Origin of the sequence: Catenulispora pinistramenti, assembly GCF_018274385.1 — a bacterium.
Classification (GTDB): Bacteria; Actinomycetota; Actinomycetes; order Streptomycetales; family Catenulisporaceae; genus Catenulispora; species Catenulispora pinistramenti.
Genome location: NZ_JAAFYZ010000135.1, coordinates 15,326 through 29,016, shown reverse-complemented (window position 1 = coordinate 29,016; position 13,691 = coordinate 15,326). Strand labels below are relative to the sequence as shown.

The window sequence follows — 13,691 nt, the reverse complement described above, 5'->3', positions numbered from 1 at the left end:
CCCCCGCCCTGCGCTGGGCCCTCACCCACATGATCGAGGAAACCGGCCGGCACGCGGGCCACGCGGACATCCTGCGCGAACTCATCGACGGCACGACAGGCCGGTAGCGGGGCAGGTAGCGGGGTCGTAGCGGGGCAGGTAGCGCGGCCGGTCGCGGGGTCGGCAGCGAGTCGACGGCCGCTACTCGGCCTCCCGCGCGATGCGCAGGTCGATCTCGTGCTCATCAGGACACGGATTACCGTCCACCGGGCACAGCGTCGGAACGTTCGCGAAGCACCCGGGCAACATCTCCTCGGCCCGCTCGACACACATCGCACAGGCGACGGTCGCGGCCGGGTTGACCTCGGTCTCCTCCGAGCCGCAGAACGCCCGCGTCCAGGACGCGTCGCGGCAGCAGACCAGGTGCGTGATCTCGTCGGGCCGGGCGATGAGGGTGTAAGCGGGCTGAGTGCGCTGGCTCGTACCGGTGCCGGTGCCGGAATCGGAGTCGGTCATGGCGACAGGGTAGTAGGACCTTCACCGCCCGAGACAGCGGTAGCGGAGGTATACGACGCCGTTCCGGAATCGGCGCTCGTCAAGGAGCTCAAGGTCGGTGCGCATGCCGGTCGGCAGCCCCGGCTTGCCCCCGCCGACGACGACGGGCAGGACGAACAGGTGGCACTCGTCGACCAGCCCGGCTTGGAAAGCCTGCGTCGCGAGGTTGGCACCGCCCACGGTGAGATCGCTGCCGGCCGCGGCCTTCAGTTCGCGTACCGCGGCGGGGTCGAAACGGCGTTCGAGTCGGGTGTCGGCGGTCGACACCGCGGCGAGGGTCGTGGAGTACACGACTTTGCTCGCCGCCTGCCAGGCGCTCGCGAAGTCGGCCATGAGGTCGGAGTGCGCGGCCAGAGCGGCGTCGGTCTCCCACACGGACATCGCCTCGTACAGGCGCCGCCCGTAGAGCAACGTGCCCACAGACCGCAGGAGGCTGGTGTGGAACGCGAACACCTCGTCGTCGATCGGGAACCAGTCGAACGCGCCGTGTTCGTCCTCGATGTAGCCGTCAAGCGACATGTTCGTCACGTAAATCAGCTTTGCCATGCCTCTACCTCTCAATGAGCGTGGCGTCCAGCTTGGTGAACGCTTGGCGCCAACCTTCCTGGCTGGGGCCCGCCAGATGTTCGGGGAGCCACTGCCGGATCTCCAGCCGCGTGCGTCCGCCGGCCTCGTCGTGGAACTCGATCCGCAGTCTCGTCTCGAACGGCTCGACGCCCTCCGGCAGCCGGCCGCTGACGTGCATGACGCCTGCGAGGAGTTCGCCGTCGGCGACGTCGGTGAGGTCGAGGCGGACGTGCACGCGAAGCTCGGGTTCGGCCGCGTTGACCTCGGTCCACCGCTGAAAGCCGCCGGGGCGCACGTCGAACTCGATCTCCTCGCGCGGCAGTGAGTTGCCGACCGGGCCCCACCACGCCGCCAAGTGGTCGGGATCGGTGAAGGCCCGATAGACGAGCGCCCGCGGCGCGTCGAACACCCGCGAGATGGCGAGCTGCGGAGTCTCCGTTTTCATTCGTTCTCCCTGGGGTTCATTCGGTCTCCCTGGGGCCCTCGGCCATCCGGTCCCTCGACCGTCCGGTCCGTCGCCCGTTCGGCGGCCTGCACCGCGGCGAGGTGGGCATCGAGGCGGGTGAGAGACGTGTCCCAGAACCGCCGGTAGCGCTCGATCCACTCGGCCGCCTCGCGCAGCGGGGCGGCCTCCAGGCGGCTCGCGCGCCACTTGCCCGACCGCGACCGCGAGATGAGCGCGGCGCGCTCGAGCACCTTCAGGTGCCGTGACACCGCCGGCATCGAGATCGACAGCGGAGCGGTGAGCTCGGTGACCGTGGCGTCGCGTTCGGCCAGCTCGGCGAGGATCGCCCGCCGGGTCGGGTCGGACAGCGCCGAGAACACCGCGCTGAGCTGATCGGTGCCGGCCATCGGAAGCCCCCTTCACTTAACCAACATGTTAAGCGTATGGAGGCGCGGCTGATGGTGTCAACGGATGAGCCGCCGGGCGGGGCCACAAGTCTTGACACCGACCGCGCGCCCGATCGAAACTCATCACATGATGAATTATGCCGTCGAGGTCCGCGATCTGCGCGTCGTCCGGGGCGGCCAAGTGGTCCTGCCGTCGCTGTCCGCCCAGGTCGAGGCGGGTTCGGTCACCGGCCTGCTCGGCCCCTCCGGCTGCGGGAAGACCACCCTGCTGCGCTCGGTCGTCGGCGTGCAGCGGGTGGCCGGCGGCGAGGTGCGGGTGTTGGGGGCACCGGCGGGAAGCGCGGTGCTGCGCGATCGCATCGGCTACGTCACGCAAGCACCCTCCGTCTACGGCGACCTGTCCGTGATCGAGAACCTGCGCTACTTCGCGGCGGTGATCGGGGCGCCGCCGGATGATCCGGAGCGGGTGGTCGCGGCGGTCGGGCTGGCGGGGAAGGAGGCGGCGCGCGCCGATCGGCTCTCCGGCGGGCAGCGGGCGCGGGTGTCGCTGGCCGCGGCGTTGCTGGGGACGCCGAAGGTGCTGGTCCTGGACGAACCGACCGTCGGGCTGGATCCGGTGCTGCGGGCCGAGCTCTGGGCCCTGTTCCACCGGTTGGCGACGGCCGAGGATCCGGTGACGTTCCTCATCTCCAGCCACGTCATGGACGAGGCCTCGCGCTGCACCCGCCTGCTCCTCATGCGCCAGGGCCGCATCCTCGCCGCCGACACCCCGCGGGGGCTGCTGGCCAGCACCGGTGCCCGCGACGTCGAGGACGCCTTCCTTCGCCTGGTGGGAGCCGCATCATGAGCCTGCGACGCACCACCGCCACCGCGCGCCGGGTCCTGGAGCAGCTGCGGCACGATCCGCGCACCATCGCGCTGATGCTGGTCATGCCGTGTGTGCTGATCACACTGCTGAAGTGGACGTTCGACGCCTCGCCGCACGAGTTCCAGGCGATCGGCGCGGCGCTGCTGGGCATCTTCCCCTTCATCATCATGTTCCTGGTGACCTCCGTCAGCATGCTCCGCGAACGCACCAGCGGCACGCTGGAGCGCCTGCTCACCATGCCGCTGGCCAAGGGCGACCTGCTCGGCGGCTACGCCCTCGCCTTCGGCGCCGTCGCCCTGGTCCAGGCGCTGCTGGTCTCGGCGCTGACGATCGGGCCGCTCGGGCTGAGCGTGGCCGGGCCGGCGTGGGCCGTGGTGCTGGTCGCGGTCCTGGACGCGCTGCTGGGCACCGCCCTGGGACTGTTCACGAGCGCGTTCGCCCGCACCGAGTTCCAGGCCGTGCAGTTCCTGCCGGCCTTCGTCCTGCCGCAGTTGCTGCTCTGCGGCCTGTTCACCCCGCGCGACCAGATGCAGACCGCGCTGCACTGGGTCTCGGACGTGATGCCCTTGTCCTACGCCGTGGACGCCATGGACAAGATCACGTCGCGGTCCGCGGTGACCGGCGCCCTGATCGCCGACCTCGCTATCATCGCCGGTGCCGGGGTTCTCGCCCTGGCGCTGGGTGCCGTGACGCTTCGCCGCCGCACGGAGTAGCCCGGGCCGCCGGACGGACGCGACACGACACGAAGGGGCCGGGCGTGAGCGACACCATGCTGGTGCTGTGGGACATCGACCTGACCCTGATCAGGACCAACGGAGTCGCCACCGAGGCCTACATCGCAGCCGTCCAGGAGACCATCGGGAGCCCCTGGCGCGGTGACATGACCTTCAACGGCCTCACCGAACGCGCGATGGCCACCCGCATCCTGCGCATGCACGACGTCGAGCCCGACCCCGAACTCCTGGCGCGCTTCCTGGTCAACATCGAGCGCGCCCTGCTGGAGCGCGCCGAGGCCACCAAAGCCCGCGGCTTCGCGCTGCCCGGAGCGAGCGCCGCGCTCCAGGCCGTCGCCGCCGACCCCGGCATCCGCCAGTCGGTCCTGACCGGCAACATCCGCAGCGTCGCGGAGATGAAGCTCCGCGCCTTCGGCCTGGACCCGTGGATCGACTTCAGCGTCGGCGCCTACGGCGACGACGAGTTCGAACGCAATGCCCTGATCCCCCACGCCTGGCACCGCGCCGAGACCCGCTACGGCCAGACCTACGCCCCGGCCCGGACCGTCGTCCTCGGCGACACCGTCCGCGACGTGGAAGCCGCGCTCGCCCACGACGCCGCCGTCGTCGCCGTCGCCAGCGGCACCACCTCCGGCGCGGACCTGCGTGCGGCCGGGGCGAAGGTGGTGCTGGACGACCTCACGGACACCGGGCGGGTGATCGCGGCGATCGGGCAGGCCTCGGCGATCGCGGCCGAATCACCGGCTCAGAGCTGATCCGGCGCACTGATCCCCAGCAGCGCCAGCCCCAGCTTCAGCGTCTCCCCGGTGAGCTCCACCAACGCGGCCCGGTTCTCCCGCACCGCATCGGTCGGCGCCTTCAGTACCGGACAGTTCTCGTAGAAGTCTGAGAAGGTCTGCGCCAGCGCGTACAGGTACGACGCCAGCCGGTGCGGCTCGAAGTTCTCGATGACCGTGGCCACCGTCGCCCCGAAGTCGTCCAGGTGCAGCGCCAGCTTCCGCTCGGCCGGCTCCAGCGCCAGCTCGGGGTGCACGCGTGTCTCGGTACCCGCAGGCAGCTTGCGCAGGATCGAGTGGATCCTAGCGTGCGCGTACTGCAGATACACGCTGGTGTTGCCGTGCAGCGAGACCATCCGGTCCAGGTCGAAGATGTAGTCCTTGGTGCGGGAGGTCGACAGGTCCGCGTACTTCACCGCGCCGATCCCGACCACCTTCGCCTCGGCGCGGGTGTCGGCGGCGGGCAGGCCCGGGTTCTTCTCCTCGACGGTGGCCACCGCGTGGTCGACCGCGTTGTCCAGCAGCTCGATCAGGCGCACGGTCTTGCCGGCGCGGGTCTTGAACGGCTTGCCGTCGGTGCCGAGCACCGAGCCGAACTGGACGTGCACCGCCTCGACGTCCTCCGGCAGATAGCCGGCCCGGCGCGCGGCCTCGAACACCATCCGGAAGTGCAACGCCTGGCGGCTGTCGACCACGTAGAGGATCTGGTCGGCCTTCAGGGTGTTGACCCGGTAGCGGACGGCGGCCAAGTCGGTGGCGGCGTAGCCGAACCCGCCGTCGCTCTTGCGCACGATCAGCGGGACCGGGTCGCCGTCCGGACCCAGGATGTCCTCGAAGAACACGCACAGCGCGCCCTCGCTCCACACCGCGACGCCGCGCTTCTCCAGGTCGGCGGCGACCTCGGCGAGGTAGGGGTTGTAGAAGCTCTCGCCGACCGCGTCCGCGTCGACCAGGCGCACGTCCAGCCGGGCGTAGACGTCCTCGAAGTAGCGCTTGGACTCCGCGACCATCTCGCGCCACGCCGCCAGCGACTCCTCGTCGCCGCCCTGCAACGTCACCACGCGCTTGCGGGCCCGGTCGGCGAACTCGGTGTCGGACTCGAACAGCGCGCGGGCATCGCGGTAGAGGGTGGTCAGCCAGGAGATGGCGGCCTCGCCGGAGTGCTCGGCCTGGGCCGGCCGGGCCTCGGGGTGCTCGACCAGGTATTGGATCAGCATGCCGAACTGGGTGCCCCAGTCGCCGAGGTGGTTCTGCCGCAGCACGGTGCGGCCGTCGAACTCCAGCAGCCGGACCAGCGCGTCGCCGATGACCGTCGAGCGCAGGTGGCCGACGTGCATCTCCTTGGCGATGTTCGGCTGGGAGTAGTCGATGACGGTGGTCCGGCCGACGGCGGTCGGCGGGACGCCCAACCGCGGGTCGCCCAGGCGCTCGGCGGCCTGCGCGGCCAGGGCGGCGTCGGTGAGGGTGAGGTTCAGGAAGCCGGGGCCGGCCACCTCGACGGCGGCGATGACGCCGGAGGTCGGGACGGTTTCGGGCGCGGCAGCGGCAGAACCTGTGCCACCGGCTTCGGCTTCGGCGGAACCTGCGGCACCGGCTTCGGCACCCGCGGCCCCGGCACCGGCACCGGCTTCATCCGCAGCGTCGGCAATCGGCGCCAGCACCGCGGCGACCCGCGTCGCCAGCTCCCGGGGATTGCCCTTCACCGCCTTGGCCAGCGGCAGCACCCCGTTGGCCTGGAAGTCGGCGTGGTCCGAGGGCCGGATCAGCGGGTCGGCACCTCGCGCCGCGTCGCCCAGCACCGCGGTCAGCGCGGCGCGGACGTCGTCCGCCAGGATCTCCGACAGTGCCTTGGCCATGGGGTTCCTCGCTGGTCGGACCGGTTTTCCGGCGTGATGGTAGGGGTGCCATAAGCCTATCGCCTGGGCTGTTGCGACTAACTCAAACACTAGCGTTTGACTTATGCGGCACCGCGGGGCCATCGTAGAACTCGAACATCCATGTTTGATTTCTCTGATCGGAGGGGACCCCGATGAGGCCTGAACTCATCATCGAGCCCAAGCCAGGCGCCAAGCCCGAGCCCCATCCCAAGCCCGAACACAACCCCGACTCGCGCCGCTGGACCGCCCTGACCCTGCTCTGCCTGGCACAGTTCATGTTGATCATCGACATCACGGCCGTGAACCTGGCGCTGCCGTCCATGACCACCGGCCTGTCCCTCAGCCGCCAAGCCCTGACCTGGGTCCCGGCCGCGTACACGCTGTGCTTCGGCGGGCTGCTCCTGCTCGGCGGCCGACTCGCCGACGGACTGGGACGCCGCCGCGCGTTCCTGCTCGGCCTGGCCGCATTCACCGTCGCCTCCCTGGCCTCCGGACTCTCGCACTCAGCCGGGGAACTCATCGCCGGGCGCGCGGTGCAGGGTGTCGCCGCCGCACTGCTCTCCCCCGCGGCCCTGTCGATCCTCACCACGACCTTCCACGGACCCGAGCGGACCAAGGCGCTCGGCGTCTGGGGCGCGATCAGCGGAGCCGGGGCCGCGGTCGGGGTGCTGGTCGGCGGCGCGCTGACGTCGGGGCCGGGCTGGCGCTGGGTGTTCTTCGTGAACCTGCCGATCGGGCTCGTGGTCCTGACCCTGCTCCCCCGCCTGGTCCCGGCCGCGGCCCCGGCCCGCTCGCTCCGCGGCCTGGACCTGCCCGGCGCCCTCGCCGCGACCGCCACCGCCGCATTGCTCGTCTACGGCCTGATCCACGCCGGCAGCACCGGCTGGGCCACGGCCGCGACCCTGCTGCCGCTGGCCGGCGCCGTGGTGACCGCCGGGACGCTGGTGGTGCTGGAACGCTCGGTGAAGCAACCGCTGCTGCGGCCGGGCCTGCTCCGCGACCGCTCGGTGATCGCGGGAACCGCGGTGATGTTCGCGGCGACCATCATCCTGATCACCGGCTTCTTCCTCATCTCCTGGTACCTCCAGCACCGCGCGGGCTATTCGGCGCTGAAGACCGGCCTGGTCTACCTGCCGGTCGCGGTGGCAACCGGCCTCGGCGCACATCTGGCCTCCCACAGCGTCGGCCACCTCGGCTTCCGCAGCACCGCCTGCGCCGGATTCACACTCGCGGCGGTCGGCGCACTGCTGCTGACCCGACTGCCGGCGTCGGGAAACGCGGCGCTCGCCGTACTGCCCGGGTTCATTCTGCTCAGCGCCGGGGTCGGCATGGCCCTGGTGACGGCCACGACCGTCGCCCTGCACCAGGCCGACCAGCGCGAGGCCGGAGTGGTCTCCGCGCTGGTGAACACCGGGCACGAGCTCGGCTCGGCGCTCGGCGTGGCGCTGGCCTCGGTACTCGCCGCCTCCAGCCTCGGCACCGCGGCCACCGGCGTCGGCGGCTTCCGGACCGCCTTCGCGCTGGCCGCCGGGATCGCGCTGGCCGCTGCGGTCGCCGCGCTGGGCGCGCTGCCCGCGGGACGTCCGGATCCGGCGGCGCGGCCGGTGTTCGGGCGCTGAAGGGCTGCGGCGCTGATGGTCGCGGCACTGTTAGTCGTGGCGCTGTAGTCGTGGCACCGCGATCGGGCGGCCATGGCCCCAAGCCATACCCTGAGGCCATGGCCCCGAAGACCGACAAGCGCCCAGCCAAGCGCGCCGACGCCGAGCGCACCGTCACCGCCGTCCTGGACGCGGCCCTGCGGAGCTTCGCGAGCAGCCCGGACGCCACCGTCACCGAGATCGCCAAGGCGGCGGGCGTGGGCCGGGTGACGGTCTACGGCCACTTCGACTCGCTCCCGGCGATCGTCGATGCCCTGCTGATCCGCTCGCTCGCCGAGGCCGACGCCGGTTTCGCCGAGCTGGATCTGGAGTCGGGCACCGCCACCGGGGCCGTGGACCGGCTGCTGCACGCGCCGTGGCTGCTCGGCCGCTACCAGGGGCTGTTGGCCGCGGCCACCCGGCATCTGGGGCCGGAGAAGGTGCGGCAGCTGCATGAGCAGGTCTTCGCCCGGATCGAGGCGGTGATCGTCCGGGGCCGCCACCGCGGCGAGTTCCGCACCGATCTGCCGCTGCCGTGGGTGATGGCCTCGATCTACGCCCTCGCGCACGCCGCGGCCGCCGAGGCCGACGCGGAACGGCTGCCGCGCGCCGAAGCCGCCGACCTGCTGAGCACCACGTTGCTCGGGCTGCTTCGGGATCCGGCCGCGGGCTGTCCGAGCGAACCTGTACAAATGACGCCATGAGCAACACCAGCACAGCCACCGCCGCCTCGTCCTCCCCCGCGCTCCGCGAAGAGGCGGAAACCCTGCTGCGCCGCCTGGCCGGGGAGTCGGCGCGGCTGCGCGAAGATCAGTGGACGGCGATCCACGCGCTGGTGGCGGACCGGCGACGGGCCCTGGTGGTGCAGCGCACCGGATGGGGCAAGTCGGCGGTGTACTTCATCGCGACGGCGCTGCTGCGGGCCCGCGGCTCCGGGCCGACGGTGATCGTCTCGCCGCTGCTGGCCCTGATGCGCAACCAGATCGACGCCGCCGACCGGGCCGGGATCCGGGCCCGGACCATCAACTCGGCGAACCTGCACGAGTGGGAGGAGATCCGGGGCGAGGTCGCCGCCGGCGAGGTGGACGTCCTGCTGATCTCGCCGGAGCGGCTGAACAACCCCGACTTCCGCGACGAGGTGCTGCCGAAGCTGGCCTCGGAGGTCGGGCTGCTGGTCGTGGACGAGGCGCACACGGTCAGCGATTGGGGACACGATTTCAGACCCGATTATCGCCGTATTCATACGTTCTTGGCCGATCTACCGCCCGGCGTCCCGGTGCTGGCCACGACCGCGACGGCGAACGCCCGCGTGGTCGCCGACGTCGCCGAACAGCTCGGCACCCACAGCGACGGCGACACGCTGGTGCTGCGCGGGACGTTGGAGCGGGAGAGCCTGGCGCTGCACGTGGTCCGGCTCGGCAGCCCCGAGGAGCGGTTCGCGTACCTGGCCGAGCAGCTCCCCGAGCTGCCCGGCTCCGGGATCGTCTACACCCTGACGGTCGCCGCCGCCGACGAGCTGACCGCGTTCCTGCGGGGCCGCGGGTTCGAGGTGGCGGCCTACTCCGGACGCACCGAGGACGCCGAGCGCCGCGAGGCCGAGGCGGACCTGCTGGCCAACCGGGTCAAGGCCCTGGTCGCGACCTCGGCGCTGGGCATGGGCTTCGACAAGCCGGACCTGGGCTTCGTGGTGCACCTCGGCGCGCCGAACTCGCCGATCGCCTACTACCAGCAGGTCGGCCGGGCCGGCCGCGGCGTGGACCACGCCGAGGTGCTGCTGCTGCCGGGCTATGAGGACCAGGCGATCTGGCGGTACTTCGCCTCGCTGGCGTTCCCGCCGGAGGAGCAGGTGCGCCAGACGCTCGACGTGCTGGCCGACGCCGGGCGGCCGATGTCCACCGCCGCCTTGGAGTCGCGGGTGGACCTGCGCCGGTCGCGGCTGGAGTCGATGTTGAAGGTGCTGGACGTCGACGGGGCGGTGCGCCGGGTCAAGGGCGGCTGGGCGTCGACCGGGGAGCCGTGGGCGTACGACGCCGAGCGCTACCGACGCGTCGCCGCGGCCCGCGAGGACGAGCAGCGCGCGATGCTGACGTATGAGACCACTGACGAGTGCCGCATGGTGTTCCTGCGCCGCCAACTGGACGACCCGCACATCGAAGGACCCTGCGGACGCTGCGACAACTGCGCCGGCGTCCGCTTCGCACCGACCGTGTCCGGGGCGGACGCGCAGGCGGCGCGGGCGGCGCTGGCCAAACCCGGCGTGGTCATCGCGTCCCGCAAGATCTGGCCGACCGGCATGTCGGCGTTGGGCGTGCAGCTGTCCGGGAAGATCCCGCCGGCCGAGAACGCCGAGCCCGGGCGGGCCCTGGGCCGCCTGACCGACCTGGGCTGGGGCGCACGGCTGCGGGACCTGCTCACCGACGGGACGCCCGACCAGCCGCTGCCAGAGCCGATGGTGGACGGCATCGTGAAGGTGCTGGCCGCCTGGGACTGGAAGGAACGGCCGACCGCCGTGGTGTCGATCGGCTCGCGCAGCCGCCCGACCCTGATCACCGACACCGCACACCGCATCGCGGCCATCGGCCGCCTGGAATACCTCGGCTCGGCGGAGCCCGCCGGCACGCCGGGCCAGACCCGGCGCGGCAACAGCGCACAGCGGCTGAAGCAGGTGCACGACGCGTTCACGCTCAGCGCCGGACTCGCCGAGGCGGTCGCGGCGCATCAGGGCCCGATCCTGCTGGTCGACGACTCGGTCGACACCGGCTGGACCATGACCGTCGCCGCCGGCCTGCTCCGCCGGGCCGGAGCCGGAGCCGTGCTGCCTTTCGCGCTGGCGGTGCAGGGCTGAGATCGCGCCGTACCGCCCGGTTCGGCAGCAGGTCAGGCACCGGATCCTGACCTGCTGCCAAAGCTATCGCCGCGGTGGGGAACCGGGGCGCTTCACGTCAGCCGTTCCGGAGGCGCTACCGCCTCGGCATGATCCCCAGTGCGGGTTCAGAGGCCGGGCTCCGGTTCACAGCTCGGCCTCGATCTGTGCCAACTCCTCAGGCGTGCCGTAGCTGATCGGACCCTGGAAGCTGCGTCGGGCGGTGACGACCCACCAGAGCGCGGCGACCACCAGCACCACGCCGAGTGCGACCGGTGCGTAGTTGAAGGTCTTGGCGGTGATCGGGCTGACCTCCGGCAGCAGGAACAGAATGCTGCTGAAGACGACCCAGGTGATCGCGACGCGAGCCACCGGGACGCTGAACCGCCCGAGGTTCCACGGCCCGCGCTCGAAGTCCCCCCGCCGGCGCAGCCACAGCCAGATGGCGATGCCATAGGACCCGAACAACCCGATGACGTTGATCGACACGATCGCCGGGAACGCGGTGGTGCTCCACAGCGAGGGCACCGCGAGCACGAAGGCACCGACCGCGGCGAACCAGACGGCGTTGACGGGGGTGCCGTTGCGTACCTTGCGCCACCACTTGGAGCCGGGCATCGCCCCGTCGCGGGAGAAGGCGAAGATCTGGCGGGAGTTCGAGGTCAGGTTCGCCAGGCCGCAGAACAGCATCGAGCCGATCACCACCAGCATGAACAGCTTGGCCGTGGTCAGCCCGAGCGCGCCGGTGAAGATCACGAGCGGCGGCACCGAGGCGCTTGCCTGGGTGTCGTAGTCGGTCATCGAGAAGGTCATCGCGATGATGAGGATGAGCCCGACGATCCAGGAGAACGCGATGGAGCGCACCATACCCTTCGGCGCGGACACCGAGGCGTGCACCGTCTCCTCCGACATGTGCGCGGAGGCGTCGAACCCGGTGAAGGTGCCGGCGCTGAACAGCAGCCCGATCAACCCGGCATAGATCCCGGAGTGGAAGCCGGTGCCGTTGACGAAGTGGGTGAAGGCGAACGACGCCGAAGTGTGGTGTGAGGGGAACACGGCCAGCCAGCCGACGATCACCATGGTTCCGACCAGCAGCCACCACACCGCGACCTTGTTCAGGAACGCGACCAGCCGCACGGTGAAGGTGTTGAGCAGCCCGTGCACGGCCAGGGTGGCGGCGTAGATGGCCAGCGTGCCCTTGGTGGTGGGGCGGTAGGAGCTCCACTGGGCCGCGGCCAGAGCCTGGATGAAGGTGGCCGCGCCGAAGTCGGCCGAGGCGGTCCCGGCTATCTGGCCGGCGAAGTTCAGCCAACCGGTGTACCAGGACCAGGCCGCGTTGTGGCGTTTGGCGAGTTTGGCCGACCAGTAGTACAGCGCGCCGGACGTCGGCAGCGCCGAGTTGATCTCGGCCATCGAGGCGCCGACGAACAGCACCATCAGGCCGACCAGGACCCAGCCCCAGACCATGATCCGCGGGCCGCCGGAGGCCATCACGAGCGCGGTCGAGTACATGATCCCGGTGATGAAGTTGATGATCGTGGCGGACATCGCCAGGTTCCCGAAGGCGTTGACCCGCCTCGCGAGCTGTCTGGGGTATCCGAGTTCGTGCAGCCGCAGGTCGTCCTCGGTCAGCGACGATCTGTCACGACGCTTCAGGGAAGTCGCGTCGGTGTCTCTGGTCTGCGCCATGAGCGCACCTCCAAAGAATCGAATCGGTCAAGGGCCGGGGCGGACTGGCGGGCGGGCCGAGAGCGGACCACCGCCAGGCGGTTGCACGACGGTCCGCGACGACTGTGCGGAAGGTCGTGCTCCGGGTGCGGCATCGTGAGCGTGGGGGATGAGCTGAATGCCGTTTCCGGGGAGTTCAGAGGTTCGGTGGTGCTGAATCAGGAGCTTGGTGGTGCTGGAGTCCGCATACACCGTTCTCGTGCTCTGGAGAACACTTCGGCGGCCTGGCCGTGGAGCGACCACGGCATGGTCAGCGCGTAGCGACCGATCTCCTCGAACACCGGCTTGGCGTCAGTGAAATAACCTCCCTTCCACAGCGCGTGCGCCATCAGGTGCAGATCCGGCAGCAGCGTCGGCCCCGCGCGGGCCTTGCTGGCGAACCACGACTGGTACGCACGCTCGATATCCAGTCGCGCGTGGACGGCCGCCCACTGCCGGTCTCCGTTGATCAGGCGCGCCCGCGCGCTGTCACCGGATTCGCGCTGGAACCCGTCGACGTAGGCCACCAACGGCAGCACGTGCACCGGCGATCCGGCCGGCGCGTTGGACGAGGCCCACCTGGCCATGTCGAACACGTCCGATACGGCCCCGCCGGTCGCGGAGCCGATCGCCGCGAGCAGCCGGTGGAAGCCCTCGCGGTTCCACGGATCACGCCGCCGCACTTGCGCCATCAGCTCGCGCGGCTTCGCCTCGTCTGGAGCGCTGACGTACAACTGCAACCGCGCCACCCACGGGGTCGGATCCCCGGGCGCGAGTTCGGCAGCTTCCAGGCACGACTTCTCGGCGAGTCCGATGAGAGCCGGCGTGCTGTGGTGCTTCGCGCGCTGGGACCGGATGGCGCGGATGACCGCGGTCCTGGCTTGCAGGAGCACGGCATCCCGGTTCTCCGGCTCCTCGCTGCGCCACCGCTCGACGGCCGCACTCGCAGCGGCGGCCTGCGCGAGCAGCAACATCTGGTAGCACCGCAGATCCCAGTTCCGACCGGTCGTCGCCAACAAATCCTTGGCCGGCCGGAACCGCCCGGCGGCCAGGTCCTGACAAGCCGTGGCCAGATCGCGATCCGGTCCCGCCGGATTCCAGATCAGTCGTTCCGAGGCCGGCGGGGAGCCCTGTGATCCTCTCACCGGGCACCGCCGAACTCCGGCTGGGCGAACTGCGAGTCCGGATCACTGATATCACCGGACCCACGCATCCCCAGTTTGATCGTCACAAATTCCCTCCCCCGTCATCGCTGTCCGATCGCCTCCCGCCGTTG

The 13,691-nt window shown here is 70.9% G+C and carries 14 protein-coding genes; 7 read left to right on the top strand and 7 right to left on the bottom strand.

The features are described from left to right. Positions 1-107 (top strand): mycothiol transferase (locus KGQ19_RS31215; protein WP_212015773.1); only part of this gene is annotated, 107 nt, incomplete at its 5' end. A 73-nt stretch (positions 108-180) separates the two neighbouring features. Here KGQ19_RS31215 and KGQ19_RS31210 read toward each other — a convergent pair. The 4 genes from KGQ19_RS31210 to KGQ19_RS31195 are packed head-to-tail and all read right to left on the bottom strand — an operon-like array spanning position 181 to position 1,953. Then, a complete protein-coding gene (locus KGQ19_RS31210) occupies positions 181-495 on the bottom strand; it encodes a hypothetical protein (protein WP_212015769.1) in 315 nt (104 codons plus the stop codon). Positions 496-516: 21 nt separating this feature from the next. Beyond that, positions 517-1,080, bottom strand: a complete 564-nt coding sequence (locus KGQ19_RS31205) for a dihydrofolate reductase family protein (protein WP_212015767.1) — start codon at positions 1,078-1,080, stop codon at positions 517-519. Between the two features lie 4 nt (positions 1,081-1,084). After that, complete coding sequence (locus KGQ19_RS31200) at positions 1,085-1,546, bottom strand: SRPBCC family protein (protein WP_212015765.1); 462 nt, start codon at positions 1,544-1,546, stop codon at positions 1,085-1,087. Next, on the bottom strand, positions 1,543-1,953 hold the full coding sequence (locus tag KGQ19_RS31195) for an ArsR/SmtB family transcription factor (RefSeq protein WP_212015755.1): 411 nt from the start codon (positions 1,951-1,953) through the stop codon (positions 1,543-1,545). The genes KGQ19_RS31200 and KGQ19_RS31195 overlap by 4 nt, the downstream gene beginning before the upstream one ends. 127 nt (positions 1,954-2,080) lie before the next feature. On the opposite strand from KGQ19_RS31195, the gene KGQ19_RS31190 reads away from it, so the two are divergent. The 3 genes from KGQ19_RS31190 to KGQ19_RS31180 are packed head-to-tail and all read left to right on the top strand — an operon-like array spanning position 2,081 to position 4,310. Then, positions 2,081-2,800, top strand: coding sequence for an ABC transporter ATP-binding protein (locus KGQ19_RS31190; protein ID WP_212015753.1), 720 nt, complete (start codon positions 2,081-2,083; stop codon positions 2,798-2,800). After that, positions 2,797-3,534: an ABC transporter permease gene (locus KGQ19_RS31185; protein ID WP_212015751.1), complete on the top strand. Its 738-nt coding sequence runs from the start codon at positions 2,797-2,799 to the stop codon at positions 3,532-3,534. Before KGQ19_RS31190 ends, KGQ19_RS31185 begins: the two co-directional genes overlap by 4 nt. 44 nt (positions 3,535-3,578) lie before the next feature. Next, positions 3,579-4,310: an HAD family hydrolase gene (locus KGQ19_RS31180; RefSeq protein ID WP_212015749.1), complete on the top strand. Its 732-nt coding sequence runs from the start codon at positions 3,579-3,581 to the stop codon at positions 4,308-4,310. Here the strand turns inward: KGQ19_RS31180 and argS are convergent. Further along, on the bottom strand, positions 4,301-6,187 hold the full coding sequence (gene argS, locus KGQ19_RS31175) for an arginine--tRNA ligase (protein ID WP_212015747.1): 1,887 nt from the start codon (positions 6,185-6,187) through the stop codon (positions 4,301-4,303). The two genes, KGQ19_RS31180 and argS, sit on opposite strands and share 10 nt — an antisense overlap. A 173-nt stretch (positions 6,188-6,360) precedes the next feature. On the opposite strand from argS, the gene KGQ19_RS31170 reads away from it, so the two are divergent. The 3 genes from KGQ19_RS31170 to KGQ19_RS31160 all read left to right on the top strand — a co-directional run bounded on the left by KGQ19_RS31170 (position 6,361) and on the right by KGQ19_RS31160 (position 10,690). Then, positions 6,361-7,827, top strand: a complete 1,467-nt coding sequence (locus KGQ19_RS31170) for an MFS transporter (protein ID WP_212015745.1) — start codon at positions 6,361-6,363, stop codon at positions 7,825-7,827. A gap of 98 nt (positions 7,828-7,925) precedes the next feature. Then, the gene (locus KGQ19_RS31165) at positions 7,926-8,549 is read left to right on the top strand and encodes a TetR/AcrR family transcriptional regulator (protein WP_212015743.1); all 624 of its coding nucleotides are present in this window, start codon (positions 7,926-7,928) and stop codon (positions 8,547-8,549) included. Continuing rightward, positions 8,546-10,690 carry a RecQ family ATP-dependent DNA helicase gene (locus tag KGQ19_RS31160; protein ID WP_212015741.1) on the top strand — a complete coding sequence of 715 codons (2,145 nt, stop codon included), beginning with the start codon at positions 8,546-8,548 and terminating at the stop codon, positions 10,688-10,690. The genes KGQ19_RS31165 and KGQ19_RS31160 overlap by 4 nt, the downstream gene beginning before the upstream one ends. A 165-nt stretch (positions 10,691-10,855) precedes the next feature. On the opposite strand, the gene KGQ19_RS31155 is transcribed toward KGQ19_RS31160, so the two are convergent. Together KGQ19_RS31155 and KGQ19_RS31150 are read right to left on the bottom strand one after the other, a co-directional pair. Then, on the bottom strand, positions 10,856-12,397 hold the full coding sequence (locus KGQ19_RS31155; protein ID WP_212015739.1) for an amino acid permease: 1,542 nt from the start codon (positions 12,395-12,397) through the stop codon (positions 10,856-10,858). 197 nt (positions 12,398-12,594) lie between these two features. Next, positions 12,595-13,560, bottom strand: coding sequence for a hypothetical protein (locus KGQ19_RS31150; RefSeq protein WP_212015736.1), 966 nt, complete (start codon positions 13,558-13,560; stop codon positions 12,595-12,597). Positions 13,561-13,691 lie beyond the last annotated feature (131 nt).